General features: G+C 39.1%; 21 protein-coding genes and 1 tRNA gene. All 22 read left to right on the top strand.

Features of this window, described 5'->3' with window-relative positions:
• The 22 genes from ACN0VI_RS10325 to ACN0VI_RS10220 all read left to right on the top strand — a co-directional run bounded on the left by ACN0VI_RS10325 (window position 1) and on the right by ACN0VI_RS10220 (window position 24,766).
• Entirely contained in the window at window positions 1-951 is a 951-nt protein-coding gene (locus tag ACN0VI_RS10325) for a Gfo/Idh/MocA family protein (protein ID WP_417446734.1), read from the top strand.
• On the top strand, window positions 948-1,535 hold the full coding sequence (locus tag ACN0VI_RS10320) for an acyltransferase (protein WP_417446733.1): 588 nt from the start codon (window positions 948-950) through the stop codon (window positions 1,533-1,535). The genes ACN0VI_RS10325 and ACN0VI_RS10320 overlap by 4 nt, the downstream gene beginning before the upstream one ends.
• 9 nt (window positions 1,536-1,544) lie before the next feature.
• Window positions 1,545-2,612, top strand: coding sequence for a DegT/DnrJ/EryC1/StrS family aminotransferase (locus ACN0VI_RS10315; protein ID WP_417447044.1), 1,068 nt, complete (start codon window positions 1,545-1,547; stop codon window positions 2,610-2,612).
• Between the two features lie 15 nt (window positions 2,613-2,627).
• Window positions 2,628-4,064 (top strand): lipopolysaccharide biosynthesis protein, encoded by a 1,437-nt coding sequence (locus ACN0VI_RS10310; RefSeq protein WP_417446732.1) that lies wholly within the window; start codon window positions 2,628-2,630, stop codon window positions 4,062-4,064.
• A 3-nt stretch (window positions 4,065-4,067) separates the two neighbouring features.
• A complete protein-coding gene (gene hisH, locus ACN0VI_RS10305) occupies window positions 4,068-4,697 on the top strand; it encodes an imidazole glycerol phosphate synthase subunit HisH (RefSeq protein ID WP_417446731.1) in 630 nt (209 codons plus the stop codon).
• Complete coding sequence (locus tag ACN0VI_RS10300; protein ID WP_417446730.1) at window positions 4,690-5,454, top strand: AglZ/HisF2 family acetamidino modification protein; 765 nt, start codon at window positions 4,690-4,692, stop codon at window positions 5,452-5,454. The genes hisH and ACN0VI_RS10300 overlap by 8 nt, the downstream gene beginning before the upstream one ends.
• Entirely contained in the window at window positions 5,455-6,585 is a 1,131-nt protein-coding gene (locus ACN0VI_RS10295) for an N-acetyl sugar amidotransferase (RefSeq protein WP_417446729.1), read from the top strand.
• Window positions 6,586-6,587: 2 nt separating this feature from the next.
• Window positions 6,588-7,664, top strand: coding sequence for a hypothetical protein (locus tag ACN0VI_RS10290; RefSeq protein ID WP_417446728.1), 1,077 nt, complete (start codon window positions 6,588-6,590; stop codon window positions 7,662-7,664).
• Between the two features lie 8 nt (window positions 7,665-7,672).
• Complete coding sequence (locus ACN0VI_RS10285; RefSeq protein WP_417446727.1) at window positions 7,673-8,863, top strand: O-antigen ligase family protein; 1,191 nt, start codon at window positions 7,673-7,675, stop codon at window positions 8,861-8,863.
• Between the two features lie 2 nt (window positions 8,864-8,865).
• Window positions 8,866-10,131 carry a chondroitinase-B domain-containing protein gene (locus tag ACN0VI_RS10280; RefSeq protein WP_417446726.1) on the top strand — a complete coding sequence of 422 codons (1,266 nt, stop codon included), beginning with the start codon at window positions 8,866-8,868 and terminating at the stop codon, window positions 10,129-10,131.
• Between the two features lie 26 nt (window positions 10,132-10,157).
• Window positions 10,158-12,296 carry a bi-domain-containing oxidoreductase gene (locus tag ACN0VI_RS10275; protein ID WP_417446725.1) on the top strand — a complete coding sequence of 713 codons (2,139 nt, stop codon included), beginning with the start codon at window positions 10,158-10,160 and terminating at the stop codon, window positions 12,294-12,296.
• Complete coding sequence (locus ACN0VI_RS10270) at window positions 12,296-14,110, top strand: heparinase II/III domain-containing protein (RefSeq protein ID WP_417446724.1); 1,815 nt, start codon at window positions 12,296-12,298, stop codon at window positions 14,108-14,110. Before ACN0VI_RS10275 ends, ACN0VI_RS10270 begins: the two co-directional genes overlap by 1 nt.
• Window positions 14,111-14,112: 2 nt before the next feature.
• A complete protein-coding gene (locus tag ACN0VI_RS10265) occupies window positions 14,113-15,330 on the top strand; it encodes a glycosyltransferase family 4 protein (RefSeq protein WP_417446723.1) in 1,218 nt (405 codons plus the stop codon).
• Window positions 15,327-15,917, top strand: coding sequence for a sugar transferase (locus ACN0VI_RS10260; RefSeq protein ID WP_417446722.1), 591 nt, complete (start codon window positions 15,327-15,329; stop codon window positions 15,915-15,917). The genes ACN0VI_RS10265 and ACN0VI_RS10260 overlap by 4 nt, the downstream gene beginning before the upstream one ends.
• A 2-nt stretch (window positions 15,918-15,919) precedes the next feature.
• Entirely contained in the window at window positions 15,920-16,534 is a 615-nt protein-coding gene (locus ACN0VI_RS10255) for an acetyltransferase (RefSeq protein ID WP_417446721.1), read from the top strand.
• 1 nt (window position 16,535) lies between these two features.
• Window positions 16,536-17,711 carry a DegT/DnrJ/EryC1/StrS family aminotransferase gene (locus ACN0VI_RS10250; RefSeq protein ID WP_417446720.1) on the top strand — a complete coding sequence of 392 codons (1,176 nt, stop codon included), beginning with the start codon at window positions 16,536-16,538 and terminating at the stop codon, window positions 17,709-17,711.
• A 10-nt stretch (window positions 17,712-17,721) separates the two neighbouring features.
• Window positions 17,722-19,665 (top strand): polysaccharide biosynthesis protein, encoded by a 1,944-nt coding sequence (locus tag ACN0VI_RS10245; RefSeq protein WP_417446719.1) that lies wholly within the window; start codon window positions 17,722-17,724, stop codon window positions 19,663-19,665.
• 265 nt (window positions 19,666-19,930) lie between these two features.
• Complete coding sequence (cysD, locus tag ACN0VI_RS10240) at window positions 19,931-20,836, top strand: sulfate adenylyltransferase subunit CysD (RefSeq protein WP_417446718.1); 906 nt, start codon at window positions 19,931-19,933, stop codon at window positions 20,834-20,836.
• Window positions 20,836-22,254, top strand: coding sequence for a sulfate adenylyltransferase subunit CysN (cysN, locus tag ACN0VI_RS10235; RefSeq protein WP_417446717.1), 1,419 nt, complete (start codon window positions 20,836-20,838; stop codon window positions 22,252-22,254). Before cysD ends, cysN begins: the two co-directional genes overlap by 1 nt.
• Before the next feature lie 20 nt (window positions 22,255-22,274).
• Window positions 22,275-24,023, top strand: coding sequence for an SLC13 family permease (locus ACN0VI_RS10230; RefSeq protein ID WP_417446716.1), 1,749 nt, complete (start codon window positions 22,275-22,277; stop codon window positions 24,021-24,023).
• 18 nt (window positions 24,024-24,041) lie between these two features.
• Complete coding sequence (gene cysC, locus ACN0VI_RS10225) at window positions 24,042-24,638, top strand: adenylyl-sulfate kinase (protein ID WP_417446715.1); 597 nt, start codon at window positions 24,042-24,044, stop codon at window positions 24,636-24,638.
• A gap of 51 nt (window positions 24,639-24,689) precedes the next feature.
• Window positions 24,690-24,766 (top strand) — tRNA-Val (locus tag ACN0VI_RS10220).
• Window positions 24,767-25,008 lie beyond the last annotated feature (242 nt).

Raw genomic sequence — 25,008 nt, 5'->3', positions numbered from 1 at the left:
ATGAAAAAGTTTGCATTAATAGGTGCTGCTGGCTATATAGCTCCACGTCATTTGAAAGCCATTAAAGATACTGGCAACGATCTTGTGGTAGCTATGGATGTTAATGATTCGGTGGGAATTATGGATAGTCATTTCCCAGACGCTGAGTTTTTTACTGAGTTTGAGGCGTTTGAGGCGTTTGTTCAAGATAAAGCAATGAACGGGGAAAAGCTTGACTATATATCTATTTGCTCTCCTAATTATTTGCATGCACCTCATATAAAATATGCTTTAAAAAATGGCATAGATGTCATTTGTGAGAAGCCTTTGGTTTTGAGTATCAAAGACTTAGATAGCATATCGGCTTACGAAAACAAATATAAAGCAAAAATAAATTCAATTCTGCAGTTACGACTCCACCCCTCAATTATTGCACTACAGGAAAAAGTGCAAGCGGCCCCAAAAGGTAAAATTTTTGATGTCGACCTAACCTACTTGACCTCACGCGGTAAGTGGTACCTAAAATCATGGAAAGGTGTGGATGAAAAGTCGGGTGGTGTAGCAACGAACATCGGTGTCCACTTCTACGACATGTTACATTTCATCTTCGGGAAAGTGACCCACAATGAAGTGCATTATCGAGATGAGAAAACAGCTTCTGGTTATCTTGAATATGAAAGAGCTAGGGTGAAATGGTTCTTATCAATAGACTCAAATAACCTTCCTGAAAATGCTGTGCATGGTGAAAAACTTACTTACAGAAGTATCACTATCGAAGGTGAAGAGCTCGAGTTTTCGGGCGGTTTCACCGATCTTCATACACAGAGTTACCAGCGTATTCTAGCTGATGAGGGCTATGGGATTGAGGAAAATAGAACGGCCATAAAAACAGTTGAAGTTATTCGAGATGCTGTGATTGCGAGCAATTCAAACAATACTCACCCACTGTTGCAAAAGGTAAAAAGCGCATGAGCTTTTATCAACATGAATCCGCTATAGTAGATGTAGGTGCACAAATAGGTGATGGTAGTCGCGTTTGGCACTTCGTGCATGTTTGTGGTGGCGCTAAAATCGGCAAAGGTGTATCACTAGGTCAAAACGTCTTCGTTGGTAATCGTGTAAAGATTGCTGATTACTGCAAGATTCAGAATAACGTATCGGTCTATGACAATGTGTATCTTGAGGAGGGGGTTTTCTGTGGTCCAAGCATGGTATTTACTAATGTATACAACCCCCGTTCATTGATCGAACGTAAAGAAGAATACAAAGATACTATTGTCAAAAAAGGTGCAACTCTAGGAGCGAACTGCACTATTGTATGCGGTGTAACCATTGGTGAGTATTCTTTTGTTGGTGCTGGAGCGGTCGTAAACAAAGATGTCCCTGCTTATGCTTTAATGCTTGGCGTTCCAGCTAAACATCGTGGGTGGATGAGCGAATATGGTGAGCAGCTCGATTTACCACTAACTGGGGAAGGCGAAACTGTATGTGAACATACTGGTGACCGGTATGTACTAAGTGGAACCACTGTCACAAAGATTTCTTCAAGGGTCTAATTAAGAATGATGCAATTTATTGATTTAGCAGCACAATATAAACACCTTAAGGAAAGAATAGATAAAAGAATACAAACTGTACTTGAGCATGGCCAGTATATTATGGGGCCAGAAGTTCAGGAGCTAGAGGAAAAACTGGCAGACTATGTTGGCGTAAAGCATGCTATTACATGTGCAAATGGAACAGATGCTCTTACATTGGCTCTAATGACATTAGAGATAAAAGAGGGGGATGCGATCTTTTGTCCTACCTTTACCTTCTTTGCCACAGCCGAAGTAATTGCTTATGAGGGTGCGACTCCTATATTTGTTGACTCCGATCCTGATACTTTTAATATATGTCCAATAGATCTTGAGAACCAAATCCAAAAAGTGATAGAAGAAGGAGCACTAAATCCAAAAGCAATTATAGCGGTTGATCTTTTTGGCTTACCGGCAAATTATCCAGAAATAGAAGCTATAGCTAATAAATATAACCTAAAGTTAGTCGAAGATGCAGCGCAAGGTTTTGGTGGCGAGATTAGTGGCAAACGGGCAGGTAGTTTTGGTGATATAGCGACAACAAGTTTTTTTCCTGCCAAGCCCTTAGGCTGTTATGGTGATGGGGGGGCAGTTTTCACCAACAGTGATGGCTATGCCGAATTAATCAAGTCGTATAGAGTTCATGGTAAGGGTAAAGACAAGTACGATAATGTGCGAATTGGAATGAATAGCCGCCTTGATACAATTCAAGCAGCCATTCTTCTTGAAAAATTACAAGAGTTCCCTACTGAATTAAAAGCTCGCAATCTGGTCGCGCAAAATTACACAAAAGAGCTCATGGGTAAATATAAAACACCATTCACTCCTGAAGGTTACATAAGTTCTTGGGCACAATATACACTACAACATGAGTCACGTGATGTAATTATGGCTGAGTACAAGGCAAAGGGCATACCAACAATGGTGTATTACGGAACCTGTATGCATCAGCAAACTGCATTCGAATATTTAGGGTACAATAAAGGTGATTTCCCTGTGGCTGAGGCTTTAAGCGATTCAGTGTTTAGTCTTCCGATGCACGGTTACCTGAAGTAAATTTAAAATTGTATAATGAGTAGTTTTCAATCTGGCACTAAAATAAAAACAATGCTGACAGGGACACTTTTGTCTCAAGTAATCCCTCTTTTGGCTTTACCAATTTTATCTAGGCTATATTCTCCTGCGGAGTTCGGCTATTTTTCTTTGTACTTCGTATGGGCGTTAATTTTGGGGAACTGCCTTTCGTTACGATATGAAATGTCAATTGTTTTTGCACAAAGCAATAGGCTAGCAAGTTTAATTTGCCAAGCATGCTTAATTAATATAGCGCTTGCGTCAGTAGTATGTTGTGTTTTGGTGTCATTATACTTAATAGTCAGCGCTCACGTTTTTAGTGAAGATTATGATCTTATCTTGATATTAAGTATTCTATTGAGTGGTGCAGCAATAGCTTTAGCAAATATAGAAATTAACTTTAGAAATCGTCAAGGGCATTATAAGGAAATGTCCTTAATAATGATTTCACAACAATTCTTGTCTGCAGTGATTAAGATCTTTTTTGGGGCGGTCTTTGCGCTCGGAATTGGTATCTATTTAGGGCACACTATAGGCTTGGCTGTGGTATCTAGTTTTTGTTTATATCTTTTAGTGAAAAGGTCCTCAAAGAAGTTAATACGCAGGACAGATTATTTAGCTATACTGAAAAGATATAAAAAGCTACCACTGTTTAACCTTCCTTTAACATTGTTGACTTCATTTTCAAATGGTTTCCTTATTATAGTTCTAGCTGCATTTGAAATGTTTGTAGCAGCCGGATTGGTCGGATTAAGCCGAACATTGATAAATGCACCAGTGGGTATAGTGACTAGATCGATAGGGAAGGTTTTTTTCGAGTTGGCAGCAAAAGGACTAAAAAAAGAACACTCTACAGTAGAGACTTTCGTAGATAAAATGATGGATATAATTTTACTACTAGGAGTTGCTCCTGCAGTTTTTGTATCTTTTTACTCAGAGACTCTTTTAGTTTATTTCTTAGGGCAAGACTGGGTTGGCGTTGGGGCTTATGCATCATTTCTGATTCCAGTAGCTTTCATGTTATTACTTACAGCTTGGCCTGAAAGAGTTTTTGAAGTAGCAAATAAGCAAGAGGTTATATTAAAGTACCAAGTAGTATGCGATGCCATCACAATTATAAGCTTAGTAGCGGTTAGCTTCTTATTTAAAGAACCAATTTATACTGTCGCATCATACTCTGTTTGTGCTGTCCTTTATAATTTAGGTTATCTATATCTGGTATATAAAGTTGGTAATTTTGATATGAGAGGCCTTCGAGATAAAATTAATAAGTTGCTATTATTGTGCATTATCAATTTTGTTGCTCTCTATTTAATAAGCTTTTTAATAGACTCTAGTCTCATATCTATATTTGCATCCGCATTTTATATGATAATAGTCACTTTTTTGATGTTTCTTACTTTTATAAAGAAACGCAAATTATCTTCGGAGTAATAAATGAACAGCCTGTGTAAAGTTGCAATTATAGACTATGGGGCAGGAAATATTGGTTCGGTTCAGAATATGTTGAAGAGAGTTGGTGCCGAATCTCGTTTAGCAAAAAGTAGCTCAGACATATTGTCTGCAAACCTTTTAATACTGCCAGGAGTAGGTTCTTTTGATCATGGAATTACGAAACTGAGAGAGTCCAAGCTTCTTCCGTATATTGAGGAGGCTGTTTTCGAAAAGAAGGTACCCATATTGGGTATTTGCTTAGGTATGCAACTATTGACTAAAGGTAGTGATGAGGGGAGTATTCCTGGGTTGGGTTGGATAGATGCACACGCTTATAAAATAGAAAGGGATGATAGTTATAGAGTTCCGCACATGGGGTGGAATATAGCAAAACCAATAGTAGATATCGAGTTAACTAAAGGTCTTCATGATGCTGCTAGATTTTATTTTGTGCACTCATATGAAGTTCATTGTAATAATGCTGAAAATATACTGTTCGAAACAAATTATGGTAATACATTTAGTTCGGGTATCTACAAAGATAATATATTTGGTGTACAGTTTCATCCCGAGAAAAGCCACAAATTTGGTATGCAGCTATTAGAAAATTTTCTTGGATATAGTCATGCTTGAAAAAAGAGTTATACCTACGTTGCTATTAAGTAAAGGCAAACTTGTTAAGACTGTAAAGTTTCGAGATCCTATGTATATAGGGGACCCCATTAATGCTGTTCGTATATTTAATGATAAAGAAGTAGATGAACTTTGTTTGCTTGATATAGCGGCATCTAAAACTAATGCTAAAATTAATTTCCCTCTAATAGAGTCCATAACTAGAGAGGCATTTATGCCAGTATGTTATGGCGGAGGTGTTAAGACTATTGAAGATATAGATAAGTTATTTGCATTAGGCATAGAGAAGGTTGCCCTAAACAATATGCTTTTTAAAGACAAGCGATTAGTTGTAGAGGCCGTTAGAAAATACGGAAGTCAAAGTATAGTTGCTTCTATTGATGTTCAAAAAAATATTTTTGGAAAATACATAATTAAGCGGATGTCAGGCACCAAGAGCTTAGCAATAAATTTGGATCAGGCTATAGATTATTTACATGATGTGAAAGTTGGCGAAATATACTTAACATCAATTAATAGAGAGGGGACGATGACGGGATTCGATATGAATCTAGTAAAGTCTTTTAGTGAAAAAACGAAACTTCCAATGATCGTAAATGGCGGCGCTGGAAGTTGTGAGGATATAGCAGAAGTTTTTAGAAGTACAAATATTACCGCCGTTTCATGCGGTAGTTTCTTTGTATATAAGGGTAAGCATCGAGCAGTACTGATTAACTACCCAAAAAGTAAAATGTTAAGTTATTTAGGTGATATTTAAATGAATAATTCTAGTTTTAAGCAATGTACATACTGCGTAATGGACTCTAGTGATCCTGATATTATATTTGATAATGATGGTGTCTGTAATCATTGCAAAAATCACCGAAAAGTGCTGTCCGACATGCCCTCTGGAGAGGATAAGAAACAAAAGTTAGAACAGCTGGTTACTACAATCCAGAAATCAGCTAAGAACAAAGAGTATGACTGTATTATTGGAGTCAGTGGAGGTGTTGATAGCACCTATCTTGCATATAAAATTAAAGAGCTTGGCTTAAGGCCACTAGCCGTTCACTTAGATAATGGCTGGAATTCTGAGCTAGCAGTCAGTAATATCGAGAAAACATTAGATAAGCTTGATATTGATCTCTTTACATACGTAATTGATTGGAAGGAATTTAAAGATATCCAACTTAGCTTCTTAAAAGCATCAGTGCCGGACGCAGAAGTTCCAACCGATCATGCGATATCAGCGATACTTTATAAACTGGCGGCCAAATACAATATTAAATATATATTGAATGGTAGCAACTTTACAACTGAGGGGATACTTCCAAAATCTTGGACTTATGGAGTCAAAGATTTTAAATATATAAGTGGTATTCAGAAAAGATTTGGAACAGAAAAGATATCATCGTTTCCTCATTATGGACTTATAAAGTTGGCGTATTATCGTTTAATTAAAAAAATCAAGCTGGTTAGAATTCTAGACTTAATTGATTACGATAGAGATAAAGCTATGGATGTTCTCCAAAATAATCTGGACTGGGTTTATTATGGTGGCAAGCATTATGAGTCAGTTTATACGAGGTTCTTTCAGTCATATATTTTGCCTACAAAGTTCGGTATTGATAAAAGAAAGGCACATTACTCTACGTTGATTAACACTGGTAATTTAACTCGTGAAGAAGCTCTTAATGAATTAACTAAACCATTATATGATGAAAATATTATGCGTGATAAAGAGTTTGTAGCTAAGAAATTCGAAATATCAGTAGATGAACTTGAAAATATTTTAAGTTTACCTTTGAAGACATATGCTGACTATGAAAATTCTGAGAAATTACATGCGAAATTTTTAAAAGCAACTCGTGAAAATTCATTACTTACGTTTATGAAACCGCATTCATAATCATGAAAATTCTGATAATTACTAGAACTAATTGGAATGAGCCTCCTCGTATCCGTCATCAACTTTGCAACATGTTGCTTAAACGCGGACATAAAGTGGTTTTCTTAGAAAAGCCAACCAATAAACTTTTATCACCACTTAGATTGCAAACTGTTAGTGAGAATTTAACTTTGGGCGTATATCCTGAGCTTCTACATCATCAACTAAAATTTTTTGGGCTTTTTCAATATTTAAATGCGAAGTTTGTAATGGTTAAGTTGAAGTCGTTTTTGAATAAAAATAAGTTTGATTTAATTTTCAACTTTAATTATGACTACTCTTATATAACTTCATGCATTGACGCTGATAAGTTCGTTACTATTATTAACGATGACTTTATTGCTCAAGCAAAACCTTGGATGAGACGAGCTATTAGAGAACAAATGGTTATGACATGTAAGGTTTCGAGTTCCGTGCTTTCCGTATCATATCCTTTAAAAAAACTGGTGGACAGTTATTGTGACAACTCATTTCTGTTTTTACCTTGGTGTGATGATAAGTACGAACAGCCAACAAAGTCCAAAGTTAGAAATGTAGTACTTTATTATGGCTTTATAAACAACAGGTTAGATTGGCAAATAGTTAAGGGGTTGCTGGATAAAGACATTACTATTAGATTTGTTGGACCGATTAATGAGGAAGATGCTAAAAATCAAGTTAATTCTCTATCTAATAATTATGATAATTTTGAATATATATCCCCACGTTGCTTAAGTAAATTAGATTTAGAAGATGTATGCTGTTCAATCGCCCCTTACGATATAAGTATTGAATCGATAAAAGCTTGCACTGTAAGTAATAGAGCATTTAGGTTACTCGCGAAGGGTATTCCTGTAATTTATCCTAACCTTCCACATATATTGGAGGCACCAGTTGAAGCAATATCTACAGCAAGTAAGTTATCCGAATACATAGAGAATATTACATTCTACAAATGTAATTTCTATAACTGCCAACCTATTATTAAGGACTTTCTTCCCGCTCATTATAGCTCTGCTCGTTATCAACAACTAATGAATGTAGTTTCTAGCATAGTGTGAATTTATATATGAAAGCCTGTGGGAGCTCAGAATACGAAAGGCGTTTGATTAACTTCGCAATTGCAATTATTGCTGCAGTGTACACAGTAGCGCCGGTAGCAAACTATTATTTATATTCATTTGGAATCACATTTCTAAATTTATCTATCTTTTCACTAGCAAGCGTTTTTTTCTATATACTCTTCTTTTCAATAATTAAAAGCAAAACAGGATTGTTTTTCTTCCCCAACACTTTGTATTTATTACTAATCTCTCTCGTTCCATTCCTCCTGTTAACAATGATTTCTTTTTTTTACTCAGAACATATTGAATATGCGCTGAGTAAGCTTATTTCACTAATATGTAATGTTGTGATTTTGTTTTGGATTGCTAGTCAGTTCAATGAGAAAGTGCTTTCCTTATATGTTAAGACCACCATAGTGTTTAGTTTAGCCTTAGGCGCTCTTTATCCGTATTTTTATAGTGGTTTATTTCAGAGTGCTCCGGATATATCTACGGATAATATCGCGGTATATCTTACATCAGGATCTCTTTTAGCATTTAGTGGAGTATTATTGATTATTTTTAAGCCATTCAAAAAGGTAAATGCATTGTGGCTTGTAATTATATACGCTGAGATCATTTTTACTGGGGCTCGAGGCCCTCTAATTTTCTTAGCTATTTGTCACATTTTTCATAATGTGGTTATTATGAGAAAACTTTCAACTTTTTTTCTTTTAATTCCGGCTGTAATTATAACTTTAGTTTATATTGTGACTTCTGACTCGGGTGATAGTTTAGTATCAAGAACTATTTGGAGATTTTCACTTATTTTCGATGGTGACTCTGGCGCTCGCTTAGAATATTGGGCTAGATATTATGAAAGTTTCACTGATATTACACAATTGCTTTTTGGTTCTGGCTTGGGTAGTTATGGAGTTATTGCTTTTGGTCCTGGAGTGCGAGATTACCCTCACAACCTATTCATAGGCATTATGGCAGACTCGGGCTTATTTGGCATTTTGTCATTTCTGGTATTTATGTTCGTATTAATTAGGTTGCTGCTTTTGAACAGAGTGAATAAGTATTTTATTATACTAATGCTTCCATTTTTAGAATTGCAGAAAAGCTTTACATATGCAGAATATCGATTATTTTGGATTTCAATTGCTTTGATTCTATTTTTAGCAATCCGACAAAGAGATTTCAAGGAATTATGAGTATGGGTATTACTAGAATGTTTTTAATAGTTGGGCTGCTCCTTCAATTTTTAATAGCTTGTAAAGATGATAGAGTAAATACTATAGAGCTAAGCAAGGACATATATGGAAGAAAATTAAACACTTACAAGAATATTGATTGTATAAACAGAAACTCTTGTGTTTCAAATGCTTTCGAATTGAAGCAAGCATTGGTAAATAGAGAAGAACATATTATTTTAAAAAATGGGTATTATGATTTAGGAGTTATTGAAGTAGATTATCCTGTTAAAATTAGTTCTTCAGAATTAGGTGGGGCTATAGTTACAGGTTCAAGTTATGTAAAGATCACTGCCAATGACGTTGTTATAGAAGGGCTAGCCTTTTTGAATGGTGGTTCTCCGTCGGGTGGAACAAGTGAAGATAGGCATGGCGCAATTTTTATCAGTTCTAATCATGTTCTTATTGAAAATAATTTTTTTGAGTCGATTGGAATTAATACTCCTTTAGAAGATAAAACAGGTATAGGGATATTAATCTCTGGGTCACAAGATATTATTATTAATAATAATACATTTAAGAACAGCCAAGCAATTGCAATCGCTTCAGGGGATTATTCTAAATATATCAGGGTCATTTATAATGATTTTTTGAATAGTTATTATTTTGGCGGTGCAGGGGAAGTCGTTCATTTTGGCGATGCAACATCCGTAAGGCAAGGGGAACCTCCCTTTTTAGATGATACATATCATGAGTTTGCTAATAACTTTGTATCTAACTGGAATTTGGAGAAAGAGCTTATATCAATCAAGTCCAATAAAAACAAAATTTACAACAATTATTTTCGAAATAACTCATTTTCTGCAATTGTAGTCAGAATGGGTAATGACAATCAGATTTTCAATAATGTGATGGTGGGTAATTCTATTTTCCCATTTAGAATATCTGGTGAACGAAATTTATTTGAAAATAACAAAGTCTGTGGTTCTGGTGCTGCAGTGTCACTTCATGCAGAGATGGTTTATACAGAATTTCGTCCAGATCTTTATAATAGCTACTGGGCTGCAAAGGACAATGTTTTCCAAGGCAATAGATTTTATGGTTATAACAAGTTAGCAATTTTAGATGAAGGTGATGCAACTGCTAGTGATTATTTAGCTAGTTACCCAGAAAACAATGTATTTAAGAATAATGTCTTTGTGTCCAAAGACTATTTTGATGCGAGTTTCCCTGGCACTGTTCTGTTAAACAATTTAATACTTCATGACCATGTGAAGTGTCCGTTTTAATTTAGGTATGAGTTAAAAGAGGAATAATGAAGCAAATACTCCAAGATATGTCTAAAGGTGGGACTGCTATAGTCGAAGCCCCAACTCCCCAAGTAACTAGTAATAATATAATAGTAAATACCACAACTAGCTTGATTTCAGCTGGAACTGAAAGAATGCTCGTTGATTTTGGTAAAGCCAGTTTATTCGATAAGGCTCGTCAGCAACCAGAAAAGGTGAAGATGGTCTTAGATAAAGTTAAGACAGATGGATTGATGACTACGGTTGATGCTGTCAAGTCTAAGTTAGCTGAACCACTTCCTCTTGGATATTGCAATGTTGGGGTAGTTAACTCCGTGGGAAAAGGAGCAGAAAAGTTTAGAGTCGGAGACAGGGTCGTATCTAATGGACCTCATTCCGATGTAGTAAGGGTAGGTAAAAACCTCGCCGCGATTATTCCGGATAATGTTAGTGATGAAGAGGCGTCTTTTACAGTTGTAGCCAGCATTGGGTTGCAGGGGATCCGTTTAGCTAAACCATCAATGGGAGAGTCTTTTGTTGTTACAGGAGTTGGCTTAATTGGCTTACTAACTGTTCAAATGCTCAAGGCTAATGGCTGTAGGGTTCTTGCAATTGATTTTGACGAAAGTAAGCTCGAACTTGCTAAGAAGTTTGGTGCTGAAGTTTGTAATCCAGGCAAAGGCGAAGACCCTGTAGCCGCTGGAGTTACTTTTAGCAGAGGTAGTGGCATTGACGGAGTGATTATTACTGCTTCAACAAAGTCTAATGACCCTGTCATTCAAGCAGCTCGCATGTGCAGAAAGCGTGGTCGAATCATATTAGTTGGCGTTACTGGCCTTGAACTAAATCGTTCTGATTTTTACGAAAAGGAGTTAACTTTCCAGGTTTCATGTTCTTATGGTCCTGGTCGATATGACCCAAGTTATGAATCTGATGGTAACGATTATCCTCTTGCCTTTGTTCGTTGGACTGAACAACGTAACTTTGAGGCTATACTGGATATGATGGCTACTGGTTTATTAAATGTGAAGCCACTTATTACGCATCACTTTAAGTTTGAAAACGCCAGCGAGGCATATGATTTATTGACAGCCGATAAAAGCGCTCTGGGAATATTATTACAGTACCGGTCTGAGCCTCAAACACGCCATGAACATTCTATCTGCCTAAAAGAAAATCAAGCTTATCAGTCTAACGAACCTGTTGTTGGTTTTATTGGCGCGGGTAACTACGCGTCACGAATGTTGATTCCCGCATTTAAAAAAGCTGGTGCTCAGTTTCACAATATAGCTACGTCGGGTGGCATTAATGGTGTTATTAATGGTGAAAAAGCAGGTTTTGCCGAAGCAACGACCGATACAAACGCTTTAATTCAAGATCCTCAAGTTAATACAGTTGCTGTTGTGACACGACATAATAGTCATGCATATTTCGTTAAAGAAGTTCTTAAAGCGGGTAAGAATGTCTTTGTCGAAAAGCCTTTAGCGATTTCGCATGAAGAGCTTAATGAGGTTCAAAAGGCGTATGAAGAAGCTATTCAACTCGACAACCCGCCGATACTTATGGTTGGCTTTAATCGACGCTTCTCGCCACAAATACAAAAAATGAAAGCATTACTTACTCCTATTAAAGAACCAAAATCGTTTGTAATGACAATGAATGCAGGGAGTATTCCGGCCGCTCATTGGACGCAGGATAATCAAATAGGTGGGGGACGTATAATTGGTGAAGCCTGCCACTTTATCGATCTTATGCGTTTTTTAGCGGATTCAGAAATAGTTTCGGTTCAAGCCCGAAGGATGGGAGATAATAATGCTGTAACCATTACTGAAGATAAGGCTGCTATAATACTGGGTTTTGCCGATGGTTCTTTTGGAACTATTCATTACTTAGCTAACGGTGCTGCAAGTTTTCCTAAAGAACGAATTGAAGTTTTTGCTGCAGGTGGCACACTTCAGTTAGATAACTTTATTAAGTTAAAAGGGTTTGGCTGGAAAGGATTTAAGAAGATGAACTTGTGGCGGCAGGATAAAGGACAGACAGCATGCTCCGCTGCTTTTATACAATCAATACGAAATGGACTTGAGGCGCCGATCCCAGCCAATGAGCTTTTTGAAGTTGCTAAAGTTACTATCAGTATTGCCGAGCAATTACGTCAGCAGTAATGGGTTTTGTTAAAGTAAAAACAGCACTCGCGTTAGGGGTACCAAATTTAGCAAGAGTTTTTGCATATCAGTTAGGGATAAAAACGGGTCTAAATCCAATTAAAAAGCTCCATGCTGAATTAGAGGCTGGGTTATTTTTTGATTCCTCATTTTCGGCTTTGAGTGGGTTGAAGCCAAATAATCAATGGCTTCAACATCACTATTATTTCGGTAAAGCTGCCTCGGAATCAGGTCTTCCTAACTGGCATCAAAGCTGTTTATCAAAAAAATCCACCCCACAGAACCTACCTTGGTATGAGATTGCCGACTTTGATACAAATATAGGTGATATCAAAGGTATTTGGGAGGCTTCACGTTTTGATTGGTGCATCTCATTTGCGCAGAAAGCTAAGCTTGGTGATAGCTCGATGTTAGACTCACTTAATGGTTGGCTCAATGATTGGGTTGAAAACAATGCGCCTTATCTAGGCGTTAACTGGAAGTGTGGGCAAGAAGCTTCAATTCGGGTTATTCACTTATCTTTAACGGCTTTATTATTAGAGCAAACAGTAGGAACTCAACGTGCTTTGTTAACCTTTATAAAAGTTCACCTCAAGAGAATTTCACCTACAATGATGTATGCAATTGCTCAAGATAATAACCACGGGACATCAGAAGCTGCCGCCTTATATATCGGAGGCTCTTGGTTAGCGTTGAATGGTGATCCTGATGGCTGGAAATGGCATAAGCAAGGACTAAGATGGCTTGAAAATCGAGCTAAACGTTTAATAGAGAAAGATGGCAGTTTTAGTCAATATTCAGTAAATTATCATCGAGTAATGCTAGATACTTACTGCATGACGGAAGTTTGGCGAAAGAAGCATAAATTGCCTGATTTTTCGGCTCGGTTTTACGATAAACTTAGGTCAGCGTCTATATGGCTATACTACTTCACTAACCCAGAAAATGGTGACGCTCCCAATCTTGGTGCCAATGATGGTGCAAGGTTGATTCCTCTGACCGGTACAGATTACAGGGATTTTAGACCAAGTGTTCAGTTATCCTGTGCTCTGTTTCTAAAACGTGCGGCCTATGAGACCACAGGAGAATATGATCTACCTTTAGAATGGCTTCAGTTAAGCAAACCAATGCAGGTTATCTCTGCTAAAGATGCTAGAGATTTCTCTGACGGCGGTTACTGCTATTTGACTACCACCTCTGTTGATGTGTTTTTAAGATACCCTAGTTTTAAATTTAGGCCTAGTCAATGTGATTCCCTGCACATAGATATGTGGGTTAAGGGTGTGAATCTTTTTCGAGATGGCGGCACATATAGTTACAATGCAGGTCAATCATATATTGATTATTATGGTGGGGTGCGCAGCCATAACACAGTACAATTTGATGACCGTGAGCAAATGCCAAGGCTTAGCCGTTTTCTACTTGGTGATTGGCTGAAGACTAGTTTTAAAGATGAGCTATCAACAAACGCGGAAGCAAAACAGTTTTCCATTGGTTACGTGGATAGAAAGGGGTGTAGTCATAAAAGGCAGCTGCACCTTTCTGATGACAAACTAACGATAGTAGACCAAATGACAGGGTTCAATACAAAAGCTGTTTTAAGGTTTAGACTAGCACCTTTAAACTGGTCCTTAGAAGACAACGAGCTCATTTGTGATATGTGTCGAATTACCTTTTCTGCTGATGTTGAGATTAGGCGTGTTGAGCTCATGTATGGCAAAGAATCAAGATACTACTATCAAGAGACAACTGTCCCTGTTATTGAGATAGAAATTGTTGCAGCAGGGTGTATTACTACGGAAGTATATTTTTAATTATGAAGGTATTGTATTTTCATCAACATTTTTCAACTCCTAACGGTTCAGTCGGGATACGCTCTTATGAAATGGCACGCCGACTGATTCATCATGGTCACCAAGTCACTATGGTGTGTGGCAGTTATGGTGGTGGAGAAACAGGTCTAGCGGGTGAGTTTGTCAAAGGCCGTCGAAAAGGTAATGTTGATGGTATCGATATAATTGAGTTTGATTTAGCTTATTCAAATTCGGATGGTCTTATAAAGAGAGCGGGGACTTTCTTTAAGTTTGCTTTGAAAAGTATCAGTATCGCTTTAACACACAAATACGATGTAGTTTTTGCTACGACAACACCCTTAACAGCTGGTATCCCTGGGATCTTTGCAAGATGGTTGCGTGGTAAGTTGTTTGTATTTGAAGTTAGGGATTTATGGCCTGAGTTACCAAAAGAAATGGGGGTGATTAAGAACCCTTTTGTACTTGCCGCTATGTCAGTTTTGGAGTGGTGTTCTTACCGTTCAGCGCATCGCTGTATTGGCCTTTCGCCAGGTATTGTGGAGGGAATAAAAAAACGAGGCGTGGAGGCGTCAAAAGTAAAGCTTGTGCCAAATGGATGTGATTTAAACATTTTTGCACAGGAAGTTTCTGCCTGGCGCCCAGAGGGGGTGTCTGATGGTGACTTAATGGCTGTATTTACAGGCACACATGGCATTGCAAACGGTTTAGACGCGGCTTTAGATGCTGCGAAACTACTTAAGCAACGAGGCCGACAAGAAATTAAGCTTGTTTTAGTAGGGCAAGGGAAGTTGAAGCCTGCTTTGCAGGAAAGAGCTGCTAGTGAGGGACTAAGTAATGTCATCTTCCACCCGCCAGTAAATAAGGCAAAGTTGGCTGAGCTAATGACAGGGGCAGATATTGGATTGCAATTACTAGCAAATGTTCCAGCATTTTATTATGGTACTTCACCAAATAAATTTTTTGATTACATTTCTGCAGGTCTGCCCGTGTTAAATAATTACCCTGGTTGGTTGGCAGGTATGATTAAGGAATATGAGTGCGGGTATGCAATTGAACCAGATAACCCAATTGTCTTTGCCAAAGCTTTAGAACATGCAGCAGACAATAGGGACGACCTCTCTGAGATGGGAAAGCGAGCAAAAAAATTGGCTGCTGATAGGTTTAAAAGGCATGATTTGGCAGATAACTGGGTTGAGTGGGTAACGAGTACTGTTGAATGAAGCGTTTATTTGATTTAGTTTGTTCTTCTTTGGCATTAATTACTTTGTTTCCAATAATTATTGTAGTTGCTTTATTAATCCGTATAAAGTTAGGCTCTCCGATTATATTTACACAAAAACGCCCTGGGCTTAATAATAAAGCATTTAATATGATCAAGTTCAGAAGCATGCTGGATAAACGTGATTCAGACGGTAACTTACTACCTGACTCAGAACGATTGACAAAATTTGGCTTATTTATTCGGGCAACAAGTTTAGATGAGCTTCCCGGACTATGGAATGTCCTAAAAGGCGACATGAGTCTTGTTGGTCCAAGACCATTGCTGATGGAATATCTTGAACTGTATACGCCAGAGCAAGCTCGCCGTAACGAAGTTCGGCCAGGAATTACTGGCTGGGCTCAAGTTAATGGCCGTAATGCGATCAGTTGGGAAGATAAGTTTAAGCTTGATGTCTGGTATGTTGATAATCAGTCAATTTGGTTAGATTTAAAAATTCTATTTATGACTGTTAAGAAAGTCTTTGTTCGAGAAGGTATTTCTGCGGATGGGCATGTCACTATCGAAAAATTTAAAGGCTCTAAATAACTATGGGTAAGCTCGCTATCATAGGTGCTAGCGGTCACGGTAAAGTTGTTGCCGACGTTGCTCTAGCGAATGATATCAAGGATATTATTTTTTATGATGACCGCTGGCCTGAACTAAAGCAGAGTTATGGGTTTCCCGTGGTCGGCGATACAAAGGCCGCATTGCATAGCTCAGAGTCCTACGATTTTGTAATTGTTGCTATAGGAAGCGCAAGCGTTAGAGAAGATCTTCAAGGGAAGCTCCATAAGGTTTCACCTGCACTTATTCATCCGACAGCAGTTATTAGTAAAGCTGCTGTAATAGGAAAAGGCTCCGTGGTTATGCCGGGCGCAATAGTTAACGCTGATGCAATAATTGGTGAGGGTGTAATTATTAACTCTGGAGCTATCGTAGAACACGATTGTATTGTTGGGAACTATTCACATATTTGCCCAAGTGCTTCCTTAGCTGGTGGAGTTATTATTGGTGATTTTAGTTGGGTTGGTATCGGCAGCTCTGTTATTCAACAGACTAAAATTGGTGATTACGTCACGGTTGGTGCTGGGGCAATTGTTCTTAAAGATATCCCTGATCGTCAAACTGTAGTTGGTGTACCAGCTAAACAATTAGAGAAATAGAATGCTAAACACTCCATTTTCCCCGTGGCCTTCCTTTACTGAAGAAGAAGCGAAGGCTGTTCATGATGTATTGCTTTCTAACCGTGTGAATTATTGGACAGGTTCTGAGTGCCGAGATTTCGAGAAAGAATTTGCGAGATTTGCGGACTCAAAATATGCAGTTGCTTTAGCTAACGGCACTTTGGCGCTGGATGTGGCTTTAAAGGCTTTGGACATTGGTCCAGGGGATGAGGTCATTGTTACTCCTCGTACCTTCATTGCTTCAGTGTCTTCAGTAGTTAATGCAGGGGCCAGACCTGTATTTGCCGATGTGGATCTGGACTCACAAAATATAGAAGCGCATACTATTAAGTCATTAATTACACCAAGAACAAAAGCCGTTATTGTGGTGCATCTTGCAGGGCGTCCGGCAGATATGGACCCTATTATGGAGCTTGCAGCGAAGTATAACTTTTACGTTATTGAAGACTGCGCTCAAGCGCATGGCGCTCGTTATAAAGGTCGCTCGGTGGGCTCGATTGGTCATGTCGGAGCTTGGTCATTCTGTCAGGATAAGATTATGACGACTGGTGGCGAAGGCGGTATGGTTACAACTAATGATGAACGGCTTTGGCGTACTATGTGGTCTTTTAAAGATCATGGTAAAAGCTACGAAGCGGTTTACGAGCGAGAACATCCTCCGGGTTTTCGCTGGTTACACGAGAACTTTGGAACCAATTGGCGGATGATGGAAATGCAGGCTGCTATCGGTCGAATTCAGTTAACGCGCATGTCTGAGTGGGCTGCTAAGCGCCAACAATATGCAGCACTTATCACTGAAGCCTGCTCACATTTCGATGTGATTAGAACTCCTGAGCTGCCAGAATACATGGAACATGCTTGCTATAAGCATTACTGTTTTGTTGACGAAGAGTTGTTAGCCGATGGTTGGACACGTGACCGAGTGGTATCTGAGATCGTTGAGCGTGGCGTGCCATGTTTTCAAGGCTCATGCTCAGAAGTGTATTTAGAAAAGGCATTTGATAATACAAGTTTTAGGCCAAAGGAATCATTACCAAACGCTCAATCGTTAGGTGAAACGAGTTTGATGTTTTTGGTGCATCCAACATTAACTGAAGATGAAATTTCACTAACTTGTTCAGTGCTTCGTCAGATACTCGAAGAAGCAAGTAAATAGGGAAGAATGTATGAAAGCTACAATGGATCTACTATCTACAGCTCCACGCCTTGTGAAAAGAGCAATAACTTACTTCGTTGATATTTGCATTAATATATTTGCGTATTCACTAGCTCTATACTTGACAGTAAAAAGCTTGGACATAGAAACTCTTGGTAGCACCTATTATATACATGCCCTGTCTACAATATTTGTTTCAATATTGTTTTTAGCTATATTAGGCTTTTATAGAACAGTTAATCGTTTTATCAGTTTTAAGATTTTAATTACTGTTTCTATTGCAACTATTCTTTCAAGTGTGGCTTACTACTTTTTAGGAAAATCTTTAGGAATTGAGTATATCGTTGCATCGTCAACAGTACTTTATGGAACTGTCTTGTGTATTCTTCTTGGTGGTTCTAGGCTACTTGTACGATCTTATTTTAGCACCCGCTATAATACTCAAAAAAAACGTGTTGTTATTTATGGTGCTGGCTCTGCGGGACGCCAGTTAGCTATAAGTTTGTTTAATGGTAATGAGTATTACCCTGTTGCTTTTGTTGATGACGATGGAGCGTTGAGCAAAGTAGTGATACAAGGTATCAAGGTTTATCATTCTGATGAACTTAAATCTGTGGTTAAAAGCCATAATGCTGAAAAAGTATTACTGGCTTTACCTAGTATTTCAAGAGCTCAACGAAAGCTTATTATTAGTCGAGTGGAAAAGGCTGGTGTCGCGGTTCAGACTATACCTGGTATGGCTGATATAGTTGCTGGGAAAATGAAGATTGATGAGTTCCAGGATGTCGAAATCGAAGATCTTTTAGGGCGCGATCCTGTGCCGCCAGTTGAGGAGCTACTACAAAAAAACATTACTAATAAAGCTATTATGGTTACAGGCGCTGGTGGTTCTATTGGCTCAGAGCTGTGTAGGCAAATTATCAAATTACAACCGAGGTTGTTAATTCTTTATGATGTATCTGAGTTTGCGCTCTATCAAATTGATAAAGAGCTCAACGAAATTCTAAAAAATTACAATTTACACATTTGTATTAAACCAATCTTAGGCACGGTCTTAGACTCAGAAAAGGTTCAAAGAGTAATAAAGCATTTTAATATACAAACCGTCTACCATGCGGCTGCGTATAAACATGTTCCAATGGTCGAACATAATGTTGTTGAGGGAATTAAGAATAACATTTTCGGTACATTAAGTGTTGCCAAAGCATCAGAAGAGCAAGGTGTTGAGAACTTTGTCTTAATTTCTACAGATAAGGCAGTAAGGCCAACTAATGTAATGGGAGCAACTAAAAGATTTGCAGAGTTAGTATGCCAGGGGCTGGCTACCAATCAAAAGAACACATGCTTTAGCATGGTTCGATTTGGAAATGTATTAGGCTCCTCTGGCTCTGTTGTACCTGTCTTTAAAAAGCAGATTAAACAAGGAGGTCCTGTCACGGTTACTCATCCCGATATTATTAGATACTTTATGACTATCCCTGAAGCAGCTCAGTTGGTTATTCAGGCTGGTGCTATGGCAAAAGGTGGGGATGTTTTTGTACTGGATATGGGAGAGCCTGTGAAAATCGTTGAATTGGCAGAAAAGCTGATTCTACTTATGGGACTCGAGTTAAAAAATGATGAGAATCCAAATGGTGATATAGAGGTTGTATACTCTGGATTAAGGCCTGGTGAAAAGTTATATGAGGAGTTGCTGATTGGCAACGATGTTGAAGGTACTAGCCACCCTAGAGTTATGACAGCAAAGGAGAAACTTTTGTCCTGGACTGAAATAGTTAAATTAATCGACCAGTTAGATAGCTACTGCAAGAGGAATGATCTTGAAGGAATTAGAGATGTTTTATTGAATGCCCCTGCAGATTATCAGCCCACTGGCGGTATAGAGGATTACTTGTGGGATGAGACTTCAATCATATCATCTAAAAGCTCCAAAATTGTCAAGCTTCCACATTAATATTTTCCTGTTGTTCAAAATAAAACGGATACTACCTAGCTCAAAGTGAAATAGTGTAGTTTGAGTTAGGTATCGAAGTACTTTTGACTTAGCCAAACCTTTCTTTCAAATTATTTGAGCCATAGTCATATTTCTTTAGCTGAAATCTATATCCTTTCTTGTTATTTAAATAACAGAACCCCCTTCACTATACTTTAATGATTGTTTAACACCCCACTTATGGGGTGTTTTTGGTTTTATTCCAAATAGGGGATAAGCAATCATTATGGTCATTTCTATATCTCATCTTCGTCAACTTGAATATGAGTCAATCCACATCATGCGTGAAGTTGTTGCCGAGTTTGAGAAACCGGTAATGCTTTATTCTGTGGGTAAGGACTCTTCAGTTCTCCTTCATTTGGCGCGTAAAGCTTTTGCGCCAGGCAAAATTCCATTTCCACTATTGCATGTGGATACTACGTGGAAGTTCCGCGAAATGATTGAGTTTCGTGATCGTATGGCTAAGGAATATGATTTTGAGCTTTTGGTTCACCAGAATCCAGAAGGTTTAGCGATGGGCGTTGGCCCTTTTACGCATGGTAGCGCGACCCATACGGATATCATGAAAACTCAAGGCCTTAAGCAAGCACTTGATCAGTATCAGTTTGACGCTGCTTTTGGTGGCGCTCGTCGTGATGAAGAGAAGTCTCGTGCTAAAGAACGTGTGTATTCCTTCCGTGATAAGAAGCACCGTTGGGAGCCGAAGAATCAAAGACCTGAACTTTGGAATATCTACAATGGTAAGGTTCATAAAGGTGAGAGCATTCGAGTTTTTCCTTTATCCAACTGGACTGAACTGGATATTTGGCAGTATATCTATTTGGAGAATATCCAAATACCTGAACTGTATTTTTCTAAAGAGCGTCCGGTTGTTGAGCGGGATGGCACCCTGATTATGGTTGATGATGATCGTATGCCATTGGAAGAGGGGGAAACTCCTGTTATGAAGAAAGTACGCTTCCGTACTTTAGGTTGCTATCCACTGACTGGCGCCGTTGAATCTGAAGCAGATACTTTACCAGCCATTATTCAAGAAATGTTATTAACTAAAACCTCTGAGCGTCAAGGTCGTGTCATTGATCGTGACAGCACAGGCTCAATGGAAAAGAAAAAAATTGAGGGGTACTTCTAATGTCACACGCTTCACCTTTGATTCAAGAAGATATCCTCAGTTATCTTGACCAACATGAGAATAAAGAGTTATTGCGCTTTATTACATGCGGTAGTGTAGACGATGGTAAAAGTACGTTAATTGGACGCTTATTACATGACAGCAAGATGATTTTTGAAGATCAGCTTGCAGCCATTACTGAAGACAGTAAAAAGTCTGGTACTACAGGTGATAAAGTAGACTTGGCATTGCTGGTAGATGGATTGCAATCTGAACGTGAGCAGGGCATTACCATTGATGTTGCCTATCGTTATTTTTCGACCGACAAACGCAAGTTCATTATTGCGGACACTCCTGGGCATGAACAATATACGCGTAATATGGCAACCGGCGCTTCAACTTCAGACCTTGCGATTATTCTGATTGATGCTCGTTATGGTGTGCAAACGCAAACCCGTCGTCATAGCTTTATTTGTTCACTACTTGGCATTAAGCACGTGATCGTTGCGGTTAACAAAATGGATTTGGTGGATTACTCGCAAGATGTTTATAAGTCGATTCAAGCTGATTACCTTAAGTTAGCGGGAACATTGGATATTCCGGATATTCGTTTTGTACCAATTTCTGCATTGGATGGCGATAACGTGGTTAATCCAAGCGAGAATATGAAATGGTTCCGTGGTTCACCGTTGATGCATTATCTAGAAATCACTGAAATTGCACATGACATTAACCTGGAAGACTTCCGTTTCCCGGTTCAGTATGTGAATCGTCCTAACCTTAACTTCCGAGGTTACGCTGGAACCATTACGTCAGGATCGCTCAGGGTTGGTGATACGGTTAGAGCTTTGCCTTCTGGAAAATTGAGTACCGTAAAGTCAATAGTAACTTTTGAAGGTGAGCTAGAAGAAGCTACTGCGCCAATGGCGGTTACTATAACGTTGAATGACGAAATCGATATTAGTCGCGGTGATATGATTGTTAAGAAGGACAACTTACCACACGTTTCTTCTCGGATGCGTGCCAAAGTTGTTTGGATGCATGAGCTGCCACTTACCGAACATAAAGAGTACTATATAAAGTTTAACAGCAAATTAACCTCTGGTGAGTTTGACAAGATTCATCATCGTATTGATGTTAATACTATGGCAGAACATCCGGCTGGTCAGTTAGAGCTTAATGAAATAGGTCTGGTTGATCTTGAGGTGGGCGAAAAAGTGATGTTTGATGATTATCGCTCTATCCACAAAACTGGGGCTTTTATCATTATTGATCGTCTGAGTAACGTAACAGTCGGTGCAGGTATGATCGAAGAACCGCTATCTGATTCTGATGAGCCAAGCGAGCCTGTAAACGTCAGTGCTTTTGAGTTGGAACTCAATCAATTTGTCAGAAAGCACTTCCCGCACTGGGGTGCTAAAGATATCTCGAAAAATTAGTCACTATTGTTGAAAGCAGTATGCTGCTAACGCAAATTTACGTCTTTAGTGTGGTTATAGCCATGCTGGCAGGGCTAGTATTTAATCTGGCTCGGCCTGCGTGGCTTTTTTCGTTAGCTGCATTAGCGCTTTATTTTCCCGGCTTCGTGCCTGCTGAGCGTTTCTTTAGTCACGCAGTTAATCCAGCGGTATTAACTTTAGTGCTATTGCTTGTTTGCTCTATCGCGCTGGAGCGAACTCGCGCTTTAGCCTGGGTCAGTAAGCAATTATTCAGTAAAAGCCAATTTGTTACTTTGGCCAAAATGGGCGGATTGGTCGCTGCCAGCTCCGCATTCTTAAATAATACCGCTATTGTTGCCTCCTTGATGGGAGCTGTACGAAATAACTCTAGTCAATCCGCTAAACGCCTCCTGATTCCCTTGTCTTATTTCGCCATTCTTGGTGGCACCTTAACCCTGATTGGTACTTCGACCAACTTAGTAGTGAACAGCTTCCTGGTAGATTATGGCGAGCCAGGCTTTAATTTCTTTGACTTTTTACCTGTGGGCTTAGTCATTTTATTAATCTGTGGTATCGCGGTTATTATTGTCAGCTATTGGTTACCTAAAGAAAATATTGCCGGTACCGTTTCGCGTGAGTATTTCCTCGAAGCGAATATTGATACGGACAGTTCGCTTATTGGTAAAACTCTTTATCAAGCTGGGCTCATAACTATTTCAGGACTCGATTTGGTTGAGGTTGTTCGTAAGGAGCAAGTGATTGCACCCGTTGAGCATGACTTTGAAATTGAAGAGGGCGATCAACTCATTTATTGTGGTGATGTCAAATTAGCGAAACAGCTTGCAAGTATTAAGGGTTTGAGTGTTTTCGCTGAAGATTCAGGCTTGTTAGACAAGCATCTTAAAGAAGTGATCGTGAGCCCTATGTCCACTTTAATAGGACGTAGCTTAAAACAGAGTAGTTTCCGCGCGCATTTTGATGCCGCAGTGGTAGCTATTGGGCGCAATGGTGGGCGTCTATCAGGGGCTTTGGGAGAAGTCGAAATTCGCGGGGGTGATAAACTGGTTATTGCAACCGGCCGTGACTTTTATAAACGTCCAAACGTCGAACGAAATTTTATCTTTCTAGACAATGTTAAATTACATCCTCCCTTAAAGATCTCGCAAGAAGTTATTACCTTTACCGGGTTCTTTCTAGCGATAGCTTTGGCGGCTGTTGGCCTTGTAGATTTACTAACCGCACTTATTGCATACCTGATACTAATATTTTCAACCAAAGTTATTAGCGCTACCGAAGTAAGACGTCGCTTGCCGTTAGATATCTGGCTGGTCATTGCTTCGGCACTTGCCATTGCTGATGTATTTAATCAGGTGGGAGTGGCCAGTTTAATTGCGAATGGTGTGACAGGCTTATTTCATATTGAAGGCAGTGATGATTTAACCGGTATTTATTTATCCTTTATTAGCATCTATTTACTGACCTGGATTATTACTGAGATGGTGACCAATAATGCTGCGGCAGCGTTGATGTTCCCCGTTGCTTTTGGTTTAGCAGAGTCCATTGGCGTAAGCTATATGCCATTCGTTATGGCAGTTGCTTATGGCGCATCGGCTAGTTTTATTAGCCCTTATGGCTATCAAACCAACTTAATGGTAATGAACGTCGGTAACTATAGTTTCAAAGACTTTGCAAAAGTCGGTTGGCTTGTTTCGCTTTGTTTTACTATCGTGGCCTTGGTAATGATCCCCATAATATTTCCATTTTCATAATATCAGGAGAGAGTTTTCATGACAGAGAATATCGTTTGGCATCATCATAATGTGACTCATGAAAACCGTTGTCAGCAGAAAAAGCAAAAGCCTTGCGTACTTTGGTTTACAGGGCTTTCAGGATCGGGCAAATCGACTGTTGCCAATGCAGTTGAAGCGCTACTATTTAAGAACGGCAACCACAGCTATCTGCTAGACGGAGACAATGCTCGGCATGGTTTGAATAAAGACTTGTCATTTTCTGAGCAGGATCGCGTTGAGAATATACGCCGTATTGGGGAAGTCACCAAACTGTTTACCGATTCAGGTTTAATTGTATTGTCCGCATTTATTTCGCCATTTAAGACCGACCGTCAACAAGTCCGTGGTTTGCATGACGCTGGTGGTTTTATTGAAGTTTTCGTTGATACTCCTTTGGAGGTGTGTGAGCAGCGCGACCCTAAGGGGTTGTATAAAAAGGCTCGAGCTGGCGATATCAAGAATTTCACCGGACTGGACTCTCCTTATGAAGCACCTCAACAGCCAGAGATACACCTAAAAACGGATGAACATTCGGTTGATGCCCTAGCTGAACAAGTATTGGCATATTTAAGACATGAAGGGTTTATATCATAAATAATTGCTTGAACCGCAAAAGGATTATGGTAGAATTCCCGCTCTTAAAATAGTCGCGTAGCTCAGCTGGTTAGAGCACCACCTTGACATGGTGGGGGTCGGTGGTTCGAGTCCACTCGCGACTACCAAATTCAAAAGAATGCCGCTTAATGCGGCATTTTTTGTATTTGAGATAAGCGGACCGAAGAACCACCGAAGGTGGTTTGACAAAGTCGTCGGACATTAAATTGCTCCTGCATTTAATGCATTCCTGCCATCCCTGGCAGTCAGTCAACTTAGAACAGACTTTAGTCTGGCCCGCAGGGCGAGGGCAGGATAGCCCGAGTAGTCCACTCGCGCCAGCTCAGGACAGTGGGAATGCGAGTTTTGA

This window comes from Kangiella sp. (assembly GCF_048265365.1).
Taxonomy (GTDB): Bacteria; Pseudomonadota; Gammaproteobacteria; order Enterobacterales; family Kangiellaceae; genus Kangiella.
This window is presented reverse-complemented; position numbering and strand designations above follow the sequence as displayed.